The organism is Streptomyces sp. URMC 129, from assembly GCF_051386415.1.
Lineage (GTDB): Bacteria > Actinomycetota > Actinomycetes > Streptomycetales > Streptomycetaceae > Streptomyces.
This window is the reverse complement of sequence record NZ_JBPQTQ010000077.1, coordinates 1-12847: the sequence shown is the minus strand read 5'-3', so window position 1 is coordinate 12847 and position 12847 is coordinate 1. Positions and strand designations below refer to the sequence as shown.

Below are 12847 nucleotides of genomic sequence, written 5' to 3'. Positions count from 1 at the left end.
GGACATTACGGCCGGGCGGGCGCCCGTACTAGGCTGAGGCAGCGACAAGGCACCCACGGGAGCCCGGACGCACCGGGCTGAGAGGGAGGCTGGCCGGCCTCCGACCGTACGAACCTGATCCGGGTCATGCCGGCGAAGGGAGGAGGCGGCGCGTGGCGTCATGCGATGTGGTGGTGATCGGGGGCGGGGTCATCGGGCTGGTGACGGCCTGGCGGGCGGCCCAGCGCGGGCTGCGGGTCGCCGTGGCGGATCCGCGCCCCGGCGGCGGGGCGGCCCAGGTGGCGGCCGGGATGCTGGCGGCCGTGACCGAACTGCACCACGGCGAGGAGGCGTTGCTCGCCCTCAACCTGGCGTCCGCCGCGCGCTATCCGGCCTTCGCGGCCGAGCTGGCGGACGCGGCCGGGGCCGGGATCGGCTACCGGGCGTGCGGCACGCTGGCGGTGGCGCTCGACGCCGACGACCGGGCGCTGCTGCGGGATCTGCACCAGCTCCAGCAGCGCTGCGGCCTGGACACGCGGTGGCTGACGGGCCGTGAGTGCCGGAAGCTGGAACCGATGCTGGCGCCCGGCGTCCGGGGCGGGCTGCGGGTGGACGGCGACCACCAGGCCGATCCGCGGCTGCTGACCGCCGCGCTGCTGACCGCCTGCCAGCGGGCCGGAGTGACGTTCCACCGGCGCGAGGCGCGGGAGGTGACGGTCACGGCCGGGGGCGACCGGGCCACCGGCGTGGTGCTGGACGACGGGACGGCGCTGGCCGCCGGGCAGACGGTGCTGGCGGGCGGCTCCCGCAGCGCCGGCCTGGCCGGGCTGCCGCCGGGGGTCGAGGTGCCGGTGCGGCCGGTGAAGGGCCAGATCCTGCGGCTGCGGATCCCGCCGGAGTGCGCGCCGTTCCTGTCCCGCACGGTGCGGGCGGTGGTGCGCGGCGGGCACGTCTACCTGGTGCCGCGGGTCAGCGGCGAGCTGGTCGTCGGCGCGACCTCGGAGGAACTGGGCTGGGACACGGCGGTGACGGCCGGCGGGGTGTATCAACTGCTCAGGGACGCCCACGAGCTGGTGCCCGGCATCACGGAGCTGCCGCTGGTCGAGACGCGCGCCGGACTGCGCCCGACCACGCCGGACAACGCGCCGCTGCTCGGGCCCAGCGAGCTGCCCGGCCTGCACCTGGCCACCGGGCACCACCGCAACGGCGTGCTGCTGGCCCCGATCACCGGCGAGGCGCTGGCCGAGTCCCTGGTGACGGGCGAACTGCCGGACTACGCCCGCCCGTTCCACGCGCGGCGGTTCTCGCGCACCGGCCGGGAGGTGCCCGCGTGACGACCGTCTCGCTCAACGGGGAGCCCCGCGAGATCCCGCCCGGCACCACGCTGGAGGCGCTGGTCGCCGGCCTGACGACGGCGACGGGCGGGGTGGCCGCGGCCGTCAACGAAACCGTGGTCCCGCGCGGCCGGTGGTCCGGGACGGCCCTGGCCGACGGGGACCGTGTCGAGGTGCTGACCGCCGTGCAGGGAGGCTGAGATGACGGACGAATCCGACGACGCGCTGGTCCTGGGCGGGCTGCGGCTGGCCTCGCGCCTGATCATGGGCACGGGCGGCGCGCCCAGCCTGGAGGTGCTGCGCGACGCCCTGGCCGCCTCCGGGACGGAGCTGACGACGGTGGCGATGCGCCGCCTCGACCCCCGGGTGCGGGGCTCGGTGCTGTCGGTACTGACGGAGCTGGGCATCAGGCCGCTGCCGAACACGGCGGGCTGCTACACGGCGGGCGAGGCGGTGCTGACGGCCCGGCTGGCACGCGAGGCGCTGGGCACCGACCTGGTCAAGCTGGAGGTCATCGCGGACGAGCGCACCCTGCTGCCCGATCCGGTGGCCACGCTGGACGCGGCGGAGACGCTGGTGGACGACGGCTTCACCGTGCTGCCGTACACGAACGACGACCCGGTGCTGGCCAGGCGCCTGGAGGACGCGGGCTGCGCGGCGATCATGCCGCTGGGCTCCCCCATCGGCTCCGGACTGGGCATCCGCAACCCGCACAACTTCCAGCTCATCGTGGAACGCGCCTCGGTCCCCGTGATCCTGGACGCGGGCGCGGGCACCGCGTCGGACGCGGCGGTGGCGATGGAGCTGGGCTGCGCGGGCGTCATGCTGGCCTCGGCGGTGACGCGGGCCCAGCGCCCGGTGCTGATGGCGCGGGCGATGCGCCACGCGGTGACGGCCGGCCGCCTGGCCCACCTGGCGGGCCGGATCCCCCGCCGCCACTTCGCGGAGCCCTCGTCGCCGACGACGGGCCTGGCGGCGCTCGATCCCGAACGCCCGGCCTTCTCGCACTGATATACGATCCACGCTGGCGTCCGGGGGGCCGGACCTGTCATCGGGGGGAACCGTGAGCACACCGCAGGATCCGCGGACCCCGTCCCCGGACCAGGGCTGGACCGCGCCGCACCCCGCCGGACCGTGGCCGGGGGCACCGGCCGGCGGACCGCAGCCGCCGCCCCCGTGGGGACAGGGTGGCTTCGGCTGGGGCGCGCCGCCGCGACCGCCCGCGTTCAGCGGGATGGCCGTCACCGCGCTCGTCCTGTCGGTGCTCCTGTTCCCCGCCGGGCTGGTGCTCGGCATCCTCGCCCTCACCCGCCTCGGCGTCCCGCCCCGGCGCGGCAAGGGGCTCGCCGTCACGGCCGTGGTCGTCGCCTCGGCGCAGATCCTGGCACTCGCCGTCGTCGTCCCGGTCGCCGCCTTCCGGGCCGGCCGCGACGGCGGCGCCGACCGCGCCGGCGGGGAGCCGGGCGGTGACCGGCCCGGGCCCACCGAGATCGACGTCTTCGACATCCGGGTCGGCGACTGCTTCGACTCGGGCGTCGGCCTGGGGAACTTCGGCGAGGACGTCGGGGAGATGACCGTCACCCGGCTGCCGTGCGACGGCCCGCACGAGGCGGAGGCGTACGCCACGACCCGCGTCGAGGGCTACGACGCCTTCCCGGGCGACGCGGAGCTGAGCGAGACGTCCGGGCGCGCGTGCGTCGACCTGATGGGTGACTACGTGCTGGACCTGTGGACGCTGCCGTACGAGGTGGCGCCCTACTCGTACTACCCCGGCCCCGACAGCTGGCAGCAGGGCGACCGCGAGGTCCTGTGCTTCCTCGGCCACGACGGGGGCCCGGAGCTGACCGGGTCGCTGCGGGGCGACGCGGGGGCCCTGGACCCGGAGCAGCGGCGGTACCTGGAGATCACCATGCCGCTGGAGCTGGGCATCTGGAACGAGCCGCCGCCCGGGGAACCGCTGCCCGAGCGCCGGGACTGGGCCCGCGACATGGCCGGGATCGTCGCGGGGGAGATCGAGGACCTGTCGGCCGGGGAGTGGTCCGGCCAGGTCGCCGCGCTGGTCCCGGATCTGGTGGCGGCGCGCGAGACCAGCCTGCGCCACTGGCGGGACGCGGCGGACGCGACCGGCGCGGCCGGGTTCGAGGCGGCCGTCGAGTCCGGCTACGCGCTGCTGGGCGTCGACCACGAGGTCGCCGTCCGCGACGCCCTCGGCCTGCCCACCGGCGTCTGGTGACGCGCCCGGTCCCGGACCGGTCCGGCGACCGGGTCCCGGATTCCGTCACCGTTCCGCTGCAGTCCCGCCCCGGACAGGTCCGTGGCGGCCGGGGCCCGCGGGGTGCCTCGTACACTCGTGTGCCGTGGACGCCACCCTTCACGACCCGCTGATCGGGCACGCTGTCGACGGCCGTTACCGCGTCGAGGAGCGGATCGCCGTGGGCGGCATGGCGACGGTCTACCGGGCCGTGGACACCCGGCTGGACCGGGTGCTGGCGCTGAAGGTGATGCATCCCGCGCTGGCGGAGGACGCCGCGTTCGTCGAACGGTTCATCCGCGAGGCCAAGTCGGCGGCCCGGCTGGACCACCCCAACATCGTCGGCGTGCTGGACCAGGGCACCGACGGCCCCTACGTCTACCTCGCCATGGAGTACGTCGCCGGCTGCACCCTGCGCGACATCCTGCGCGACCGCGGCGCGCTGCGGCCCCGCGCGGCCCTGGACATCGTGGAGCCGATGCTCGCCGGGCTCGCCGCCGCGCACCGCGCCGGGCTGATCCACCGCGACATCAAGCCGGAGAACGTGCTGATCGGCGACGACGGCCGGGTGAAGGTCGCGGACTTCGGCCTGGTGCGCGGCGTGGACGCGCACACCTCGGCCACCACCGGATCCCTGCTCGGCACCGTCTCCTACCTGGCGCCCGAGCAGATCGACGGCGGAACGGTCGACGCCCGCACCGACGTGTACGCGTGCGGCGTGCTGCTGTACGAGATGCTGACCGGTGCCAAGCCGCACACCGGGGACTCCCCGGCGCGCGTGCTGTACGCGCGGGTGAACGAGGACGTGCCGCTGCCGTCGCTGACCGTGCCGGAGCTGGCCGCCGAGCTGGACGGCCTGGTGGCCAGGGCCGCCGCGCGCGACCCGATGCGCCGCCCGGCCGACGCCGCCGCGCTGCTGTCCCTGACCCGGGCGGTCCGCGCCGCGCTGACCGACGGGCAGCTCGACACCGAGCCCCCCGCCCGCGTCGCGGCGGCGGCCGTCGGCCCGGAGGACCGCACCGCCGTGGTGCCGCGCCCGCCCGGCGTGACCACGGCGGCCCACGGGGCGGACGGCGTCGACGTCACCGCCCGCATCGACCTGCCGCCGCTGCCGCCGCCCCCGCTGCCCCCGGACGCCGGGCGCGGCCCGAGGCTGCCGCGCCGCCGGCTGGTGCCGCTGGTCGTCGCGGTGCTGGTGCTGCTGCTGGGCGGCGCCGGGGTCTGGTACATCAACTCCGGCCAGTTCCTGCACACTCCCGGCGTGTACGACCTGCCGCGGGCCGAGGCCGAGCGCGTGCTGCGGGACGCCGGTCTCGCGGTCCGGGTCGAGGAGGACTTCTCCGGGACGGTGGAGCCCGGCCACGTGATCTCCACCGACCCCGAGCGCGGCGAGCGCGTCCGCAAGAACGCGACGGTCACCATCACGGTCTCGCTGGGCCCCGAGATGACGGAGGTGCCCAACGTCAGGGGCCTGCCGCTGGAGGAGGCCAGGCGCGAGCTGACGGACGCCGGGCTGACCCCCGGCGAGGAGGACTGGCGGTACTCCACGGAGGTGCCGCGCGGCTCGGTGATCGAGACCGACCCGCCCGCGGGCGAGGAGCGGCGGCCGAACCAGGCCGTGGACCTGGCCGTCAGCAAGGGCCGCGAGGTCACCGTGCCGGACGTCAGCGGCCTCGGCGAGGCCGCCGCGACCCGGGCGCTCCAGGCCCTGGGGCTGGAGGTCGAGGTGGAGAGCGAGCGCGTCCACTCCGAGGAGGACGCGGGCACGGTCGCCGAGCAGTCCCCCCGCGCCGGGGAGAGCACCGGCGAGGGCGACACCGTCCACCTGACGCTCTCCAAGGGCCCGGAGATGATCGTCGTGCCCGACGTGCGCGGCATGCGGGAGGACGAGGCCCGCGAGGTGCTGGAGGAGGCGGGCTTCGAGGTGGACGTGAACCGCCTGTTCTTCACCGGCGAGGTGTTCAACCAGTCCGTGCACAGCGGGGACAGCGCCCCGCGCGGCTCCACGATCACCATCTGGGTCCGCTGACCCGATTCCACGGCTTTGCCGTCGCGCATCGCCGCCGCCTTGTGAGCCCCGACACAGGACCAAGGTCACCTACGAACCGGCTTAGTTCCGCCGCGTCCGCCTTTCCGGGCGCACACGGCGGGGAAAACGCGGGCATTCGGCGTCCGTTCCGGCGGGCGGAAAACTACGCGGATTAGTAAAAGGGCTCTTTGCATTCCCTTTTCCCGGGCTGTTACGAAGAGGCCGTCGCACCCGCGCCAGAACCGCCGAGAACGAAGGTCCCCCCGTATGCCCGCTTATCGCAGCGTCCCCAGACCCCGCACGTTCCGCGTGCGCGGTACCGCCACCGCCGCCCTCGCCTCGGCGGGTGCGGCGGCCCTGGCCCTGACCGTCCTCCCGGCCCAGGCCGACGGCGCCGAGAACCCCGGCACGGTCTCGTTCGACCTGAGGGCCGCCGACATACCCGGCCAGCGCCCGGCGTCCGACGGCAACGCCCAGCGGACCGCCGAGCGCGCCGAGCTGGCCACCGAGACCGGTTCGGTGCTGGCCGGCGCCGCCGAGCGGCGGCACGCCGACGCCGTCCGCCGGGCCGGTGCCGAGGCCGAGGCCGCCCGCGCGGCGGCCGAGGCGGAACGCGCCGCCGAGCAGGCCGAGCTGTCGGCCGTCCAGGCCGCCGCGCCCGCCATGCACCCCGTCGAGCCGGAGGAGACCGTGGACCCGATCGTTCCCGCCGAGCCGGAGCCGGTCGTGCCCGCCGAGCCCGAGCCGGCCGCCCCCGCCTACACCGACGACCTCGACGGCTGGATCCGTGAGGCGCTGGACATCATGGCGGCGAACGGAATTCCGGGCACCTACGACGGCCTGCACCGGAACATCATGCGCGAGTCCAGCGGTGACCCGAACGCGATCAATCTCTGGGACATCAACGCGATGAACGGGACTCCGTCGATCGGTCTTCTCCAGGTGATCCAGCCGACGTTCGACGCCTATTACGTCGAGGACACCCCGTACGACATCTACGACCCGGTGGCCAACATCGTCGCTGCCGCGAATTACGCGGCCGACCGCTACGGCTCGATCGACAACGTCTTCGGCGCCTACTGACCCGGGCCGCGGCTGGCATGCTGGGAGGGTGAGTTCCTCCTCCCGCGTTCCCCCGGTCCGCAATCCCATCGGCGGCCATGTCCCCGTAGCCGGGGGCCTGGCCGCCGTCGGCGTTCCCTACGCGCGGGCGATGGGCGCCGAGGCCCTCCAGGTGTTCGTGGCCAATCCGCGCGGCTGGGCCACCCCGGCCGGGGACCCACGGCAGGACGAGCTGTTCCGCGCGGCCTGCGCCGAGGAGGGCCTGCCCGCGTACGTGCACGCGCCGTACCTGATCAACCCCGGGTCGCACAACGAGAACACCGCCCGGCTCTCCGTCGTCTCGCTGCGCCACTCCCTGCGCAGGGCCGCGGCGATCGGGGCCCGCGGCGTCGTGGTGCACACGGGCTCCGCGACCGGCGGCCGGAGCCGCGGGACGGCGCTGGCCCAGGTGCGGGAGCTGCTGCTGCCGCTGCTGGACGAGCTGACCGACGACGACCCGCCGCTGCTGCTGGAGCCCACGGCGGGTCAGGGCGCCTCGCTGTGCTCCCTGGTCGCGGACCTGGGCCCCTATCTGGAGGCGCTGGAGCGGCACCCGCGGCTCGGGATCTGCCTGGACACCTGCCACGTCTTCGCGGCCGGGCACGACCTGGCGGCGCCGGGCGGCGTGAAGGCGCTGCTGGACGAGCTGGAGGAGACCGCGGGACCGGGCCGGCTGCGGCTGATCCACGCCAACGACTCCAAGGACGTGGCGGGCGCCCACAAGGACCGGCACGAGAACGTCGGCGCCGGGCACATCGGCGCCGAGCCGTTCGCGGACCTGTTCCGGCACCCGGCCACCGAGGGCGTCCCGCTGATCATCGAGACCCCGGGCCGCGCCGAGGGGCACGCGGCCGACGTGGCGCGGCTCAAGGAGCTGCGCGGCGGCTGAGGGGGCTCACAGCTCGGGGCCGTCGCCCGGCTCCTCCTGGTAGGAGTACCGCTGCTCGCGCCAGGGGTCGCCGACGTTGTGGTAGCCGCGCTCCTCCCAGAAGCCGCGGCGGTCGGCCGTCATGTACTCCACGCCGCGCACCCACTTCGGCCCCTTCCACGCGTACAGGTGCGGCACCACCAGGCGCAGCGGGAAGCCGTGCTCGGCGGTCAGCAGCTCGCCGCCGCGGTGGGTGGCGAAGAGGGTGCGCCCGTCGGTGAAGTCCGCGAGCCGCAGATTGGCGCTGTAGCCGTACTCGGCCCACACCATCACATGGGTGACCTCGGGCGCGGGCGGCGCCAGCGCCAGGACCGTGGCCGCGCGCACGCCGCCCCACTCGCAGTCCAGCATGCTGAACTTGGTGACGCAGTGCAGATCCGCGACCACCGTCTCGAACGGCAGCGCGGCGAACTCCTCGTGGGTCCAGCAGTGCTTGTCGCCGTCGGCCGTCGCGCCGAACACGCGGAACTCCCAGCGGTCCGCGCGGAACCTGGGCACCGGGCCGTAGTGCGTCACCGGCCAGCCGCGCTGGGGGCGCTGGCCCGGGGGGAGCCGGTCGTCCGCGCGCCGCTGCGGCGCCTCCCCCGCGCGGCTGTCCGGCTGACCCATGCCTCCATGGTGACAGACCCCCCGGACGCGCTCGCACCGCCACCCCGCCACGCCGGAGCCGCCCCCCGGAAAACCCCGGAAAACACGGGGAATCCGGGTGTTTCGGTAAGCCTTCGCTTACTGGACGTAACGCCCCGGCGGTGCCAGGATGCGCGGACAGACGCCCCCCACCAGGGAAAGGAGTACGCCGCCATGCAGGGCGACCCCGAGGTCATCGAGTTCCTGAACGAGCAGCTCACCGCCGAGCTGACCGCCATCAACCAGTACTTCCTGCACGCGAAGATGCAGGAGAACTTCGGCTGGTACAAGCTCGCCGCGTACACGCGCGCCGAGTCGTTCGACGAGATGCGGCACGCCGAGGTGCTGACCGACCGGATCATCTTCCTCGAGGGGCTGCCGAACTATCAGCGGCTCTTCCACGTCCGCGTCGGGCAGACCGTCACCGAGATGTTCCAGGCCGACCGGCAGATCGAGGTCGAGGCGATCGACCGTCTGCGGCGCGGCATCGACGTGATGCGGGCCAAGGGGGACATCACCTCGGCCAAGATCTTCGAGGCGATCCTCGCGGACGAGGAGCACCACATCGACTACCTGGACACCCAGCTCGAAATCGTGGCGAAGCTGGGCGAGCCGCTCTACATCGCGCAGCAGATCAAGCAGCCCAGCGACGACGGCGGCTCCTCAGACCACGGCGGGCACGGCGGCGGCCACGACTGACGCGCCGGGCGCGGCCTCGTCCGCGCGGTCGCGCGGCGGGCAGGCACCCCGCCCCAGCAGCCCCTGGATGCGCCGCACGCACGAACCGCAGTCCGTGCCGGCCTTGCACTCGGAGGCTATCTGCCGCGGCGTGCAGGCACCGGCGGCGGCGTGGTCACGCACCTGCTGCTCCGTGATCCCGAAGCACGAGCAGACGTACACGCTTCACCCCTCCGGTGGCCTACTGAGGTAAACCTAACCTTACCCTCCACCGGGGAAAACGGAACAGTGCCCCGGAATGTGGCGAGGACCACTTCCGGGGCACTTGTCACCACGGGCTCAGGAGCGGTACATCTCGGCGACCAGGAACGCCAGGTCGAGCGACTGGCTGCGGTTCAGCCGCGGGTCGCAGGCCGTCTCGTACCGCTGGTGCAGGTCGTCGACGAAGATCTCGTCGCCGCCGCCCACGCACTCCGTCACGTCGTCGCCGGTCAGCTCCACGTGGATGCCGCCCGGGTGCGTGCCCAGGCCCTTGTGCACCTCGAAGAAGCCCTTGACCTCGTCCAGCACGTCGTCGAAACGCCGCGTCTTGTGGCCGGAGGCGGCCTCGAAGGTGTTGCCGTGCATCGGGTCGCAGACCCAGGCGACCTGGGCGCCGGACGCGGTCACCTTCTCGACCAGGGTGGGCAGCCGGTCCCGGATCCGGTCCGCGCCCATCCGCGTGATGAACGTCAGCCGGCCCGGCTCCCGCTCGGGGTCCAGCCGGTCGATCAGCGCCAGCGCCTCCTCCGGCGTGGTCGTCGGCCCCAGCTTGACGCCGACCGGGTTGCGGATCGACGCGGCGAACGCCACGTGCGCGTGGTCGAGCTGCCGGGTCCGCTCCCCGATCCACACCATGTGGCCCGACACGTCGTACAGCGCGCCGCTGCGCGAGTCGGTGCGGGTCAGCGCGCCCTCGTAGTCCAGCAGCAGCGCCTCGTGCGACGCGTAGAACTCCACCGAGTGGAACTCGGCGGGATCCGCGCCGCACGCCTTCATGAAGTTCAGCGCGTTGTCGATCTCCCGGGCCAGCGCCTCGTACCGCTGCCCCGACGCCGAGTTCCGCACGAAGTCCTGGTTCCAGGCGTGCACCTGGCGCAGGTCCGCGTAGCCGCCGGTGGTGAAGCCCCGCACCAGGTTCAGCGTGGAGGCCGACGCGTGGTACATCCGCCGCAGCCGCTCCGGGTCCGGCACGCGGGCCTCGGCGGTGAACTCCGCGCCGTTGACCGAGTCGCCCCGGTACGACGGCAGGGTCACGCCGTCGCGGGTCTCGGTCGGCTTCGAGCGGGGCTTGGAGTACTGCCCGGCGATCCGGCCCACCTTCACGACCGGCACCGCCGCCGCGTACGTGAGCACCGCGCTCATCTGGAGCAGCGTCTTCAGCTTGGCCCGGATCTGGTCCGCGCCGACCTGGTCGAACGCCTCGGCGCAGTCCCCGCCCTGCAGCAGGAACGCCTCGCCCCGGGCGACCGCCGCCAGCCGGGCGCGCAGCGCGTCGCACTCGCCGGCGAAGACGAGCGGCGGATAGGTCTCGAGGTCCGCGATCACACTGCGCAGCGCCTCGAGATCCGGGTAGTCGGGCTGCTGCGCCGCGGGGAGGTCTCGCCAGGAGGTGGCGATGGAAGTGCTGCTGTCAGCGTTCACGGTCACGCCGTCCAGATTACGGGGTGCGGCCGGGCCCGCTCCCCCGCCGATCAGGAATTGAGACGGCGGCCGACCGGTGCGGTAGGGTGCGCCGCGTGAACGCGCAGCACACCGTGCACACCAGGAACTGGTGGTGGACCGCTCATCCGGCGGCCCACTGACCGCGCGTTCCCACCCGGAGTCCGACGCGAAGGCCGCCCGAGGGGCGGCCTTCGGCATGTGCGCGGGCTGTCCCTCCCTCCGTTCCCGAAGGGACAGCGAACCCATGACCTCCACCCCCGACACTCCCGAGACTCCCGAGCCCCCCGGATCCGCGGACCCCGTGATCCGGCGGCTCGTGACCAACGACACCCCGTTCGCCCTGCTCCGCCGCCGCACGCCCGGCCACGACCACGGCCTGGTCGAGGTGCTGACCGGCCCGGTCGTGGAGGTCGCGCGGCTGGCGGACCTGCCCGACCACGACGGCGCGCTGGCCCTGGTGCCGTTCCGGCAGATCGCGGAGCGCGGCTTCGCGGCGGCCGACGACGGGACGCCGCTGGCCGTGCTGCTGCCCGGCGAGACGCGCGCGCTGCCGCTGGCCGCCGTGCTGGACGCGCTGCCCCGGCACCCGGTCACGGTCCGCGACGGCGCGTTCGACGTGCCGGACGACGCGTACGCCCGGATCGTCGCCGACGTCGTGCGGGACGAGATCGGCGCCGGGCAGGGCGCCAACTTCGTGATCCGGCGCACCTTCACCGGCCGGATCGACGGCTTCGGCCGCGCCGACGCGCTGGCGCTCTTCCGCCGCCTGCTGGCCGCCGAGCGCGGCGCGTACTGGACGTTCGTCGTGCACACCGGGCGGCGCGTGCTGGTCGGCGCGAGCCCCGAGGTGCATGTGCGGATGAACGGCGGGACCGTCGTGATGAATCCGATCAGCGGCACCTACCGCTATCCGCCCCAGGGCCCGGACGTGGCCGGGCTGCTGGCGTTCCTCGGGGACCGCAAGGAGACCGAGGAGCTGTCCATGGTGGTGGACGAGGAGCTGAAGATGATGTGCGCCGTGGGCGACCGCGGCGGCGTCGTCGTCGGGCCCCGGCTGCGCGAGATGGCGCACCTGGCCCACACCGAGTACGAACTGCGCGGGCGCAGCACGCTGGACGTGCGGGAGGTGCTGCGGGAGACGATGTTCGCCGCCACCGTCACGGGCAGCCCGGTGGAGAACGCCTGCCGGGTGATCAGCCGTCACGAGCGCGGCGGGCGCGGCTACTACGCGGGCGCGCTGGCGCTGCTGGGCCGCGACGCGGGCGGCGCCCCGACGCTGGACTCCCCCATCCTGATCCGCACCGCCGACATCGACGCGGCCGACGGGCGGCTGCGGGTCCCGGTCGGGGCGACGCTGGTGCGGGACTCCGACCCGGCGGGCGAGGTCGCGGAGACCCACGCCAAGGCGGCGGCCGTGCTGACGGCGCTGGGCGTCCGGCCGGGCGCGGCCCCCGCCGCGCACGACGGCCGCCCGCTCGCGGACGACCCCCGGGTGCGGGCGGCGCTGGCGGCCCGCAGGTCCGGGCTGGCGCCGTTCTGGCTGCGGATGCGGGAGCCCGCCCCGGCGGGCGCCGCGCACCGGGAGGTGCTCGTGGTGGACGGCGAGGACACGTTCACCTCGATGCTGGCGCACCTGCTGCGGTCCACGGGCGCCGGGGTCGAGGTGGTGCGGTACGACGCGCCGGGGCTGCGGGAACGGGCCCTGGCCCACCCCGGCCCGGTGGTCCTCGGGCCGGGCCCCGGCGATCCGGGCGACGCGGCGGACCCGAAGATGCGGCTGCTGCGCGCGCTGACGGCGGACCTGCTGGCGGGCCACGCGCACGGGGTCGTCGGGGTGTGCCTCGGCCATGAACTGCTCGCGGCGGAGCTGGGCCTCCCGCTGGTCCGCAAGGCCCGGCCGTACCAGGGGGCCCAGGAGCGGATCGACTTCTTCGGCCGCGCGGAGACGGTCGGCTTCTACAACTCGTACACGGCCCGGTGCGACACGGCGGCGGCCGGGGCGCTGGCCCGCCGGGGCGTGACGGTGAGCCGGGACGCGGCGACGCACGAGGTCCACGCGCTGCGGGCCGCCGCGTTCACCGGCGTCCAGTTCCACCCCGAGTCGGTCCTGACGCTGAACGGCCCGGCGATCGTCCGGGACCTGCTGGCCCCCCGCCCGGCACCGGCACCCCGCTGAAGAGCGCCTCCCCGCCCCGGCCCGGGCCCGGGCGGGGTGG

The 12847-nt window shown here is 74.7% G+C and carries 13 protein-coding genes and 1 riboswitch; of the genes, 10 read left to right on the top strand and 3 right to left on the bottom strand.

Features of this window, described 5'->3' with window-relative positions:
* Positions 1-53 precede the first annotated feature (53 nt).
* Positions 54-143: riboswitch (TPP riboswitch) on the top strand.
* 9 nt (positions 144-152) lie between these two features.
* From thiO to ACSNOC_RS17055, 7 genes are all read left to right on the top strand, one after another.
* A complete protein-coding gene (gene thiO, locus ACSNOC_RS17085; RefSeq protein ID WP_436748322.1) occupies positions 153-1313 on the top strand; it encodes a glycine oxidase ThiO in 1161 nt (386 codons plus the stop codon).
* Positions 1310-1513 (top strand): sulfur carrier protein ThiS, encoded by a 204-nt coding sequence (gene thiS / locus ACSNOC_RS17080; protein WP_436748321.1) that lies wholly within the window; start codon positions 1310-1312, stop codon positions 1511-1513. The genes thiO and thiS overlap by 4 nt, the downstream gene beginning before the upstream one ends.
* Position 1514: 1 nt before the next feature.
* On the top strand, positions 1515-2324 hold the full coding sequence (locus tag ACSNOC_RS17075; protein WP_436748320.1) for a thiazole synthase: 810 nt from the start codon (positions 1515-1517) through the stop codon (positions 2322-2324).
* A gap of 52 nt (positions 2325-2376) precedes the next feature.
* Entirely contained in the window at positions 2377-3546 is a 1170-nt protein-coding gene (locus ACSNOC_RS17070) for a septum formation family protein (protein ID WP_436748319.1), read from the top strand.
* A gap of 124 nt (positions 3547-3670) precedes the next feature.
* Positions 3671-5593, top strand: coding sequence for a Stk1 family PASTA domain-containing Ser/Thr kinase (pknB, locus tag ACSNOC_RS17065; protein WP_436748318.1), 1923 nt, complete (start codon positions 3671-3673; stop codon positions 5591-5593).
* A gap of 267 nt (positions 5594-5860) precedes the next feature.
* The gene (locus tag ACSNOC_RS17060) at positions 5861-6676 is read left to right on the top strand and encodes a transglycosylase SLT domain-containing protein (RefSeq protein WP_436748317.1); all 816 of its coding nucleotides are present in this window, start codon (positions 5861-5863) and stop codon (positions 6674-6676) included.
* 28 nt (positions 6677-6704) lie between these two features.
* Complete coding sequence (locus ACSNOC_RS17055) at positions 6705-7583, top strand: deoxyribonuclease IV (RefSeq protein WP_436748316.1); 879 nt, start codon at positions 6705-6707, stop codon at positions 7581-7583.
* Positions 7584-7589: 6 nt separating this feature from the next.
* Here ACSNOC_RS17055 and ACSNOC_RS17050 read toward each other — a convergent pair whose 3' ends face one another.
* Positions 7590-8231 carry a sulfite oxidase-like oxidoreductase gene (locus ACSNOC_RS17050; protein ID WP_436748315.1) on the bottom strand — a complete coding sequence of 214 codons (642 nt, stop codon included), beginning with the start codon at positions 8229-8231 and terminating at the stop codon, positions 7590-7592.
* Between the two features lie 192 nt (positions 8232-8423).
* On the opposite strand from ACSNOC_RS17050, the gene bfr reads away from it, so the two are divergent.
* Positions 8424-8948 carry a bacterioferritin gene (bfr, locus tag ACSNOC_RS17045; RefSeq protein ID WP_436748314.1) on the top strand — a complete coding sequence of 175 codons (525 nt, stop codon included), beginning with the start codon at positions 8424-8426 and terminating at the stop codon, positions 8946-8948.
* On the opposite strand, the gene ACSNOC_RS17040 is transcribed toward bfr, so the two are convergent.
* A complete protein-coding gene (locus tag ACSNOC_RS17040; RefSeq protein ID WP_436748313.1) occupies positions 8913-9149 on the bottom strand; it encodes a (2Fe-2S)-binding protein in 237 nt (78 codons plus the stop codon). The two genes, bfr and ACSNOC_RS17040, sit on opposite strands and share 36 nt — an antisense overlap.
* Before the next feature lie 117 nt (positions 9150-9266).
* Positions 9267-10616, bottom strand: coding sequence for a class II 3-deoxy-7-phosphoheptulonate synthase (locus tag ACSNOC_RS17035; RefSeq protein WP_436748312.1), 1350 nt, complete (start codon positions 10614-10616; stop codon positions 9267-9269).
* 17 nt (positions 10617-10633) lie between these two features.
* Here ACSNOC_RS17035 and ACSNOC_RS17030 point away from each other — a divergent pair, with 17 nt between their 5' ends.
* Both ACSNOC_RS17030 and ACSNOC_RS17025 read left to right on the top strand, forming a co-directional pair.
* Positions 10634-10771: a trp operon leader peptide gene (locus tag ACSNOC_RS17030; protein WP_436748311.1), complete on the top strand. Its 138-nt coding sequence runs from the start codon at positions 10634-10636 to the stop codon at positions 10769-10771.
* Between the two features lie 104 nt (positions 10772-10875).
* Positions 10876-12807: an anthranilate synthase family protein gene (locus tag ACSNOC_RS17025; RefSeq protein ID WP_436748310.1), complete on the top strand. Its 1932-nt coding sequence runs from the start codon at positions 10876-10878 to the stop codon at positions 12805-12807.
* The last annotated feature ends 40 nt before the right edge of the window (positions 12808-12847 follow it).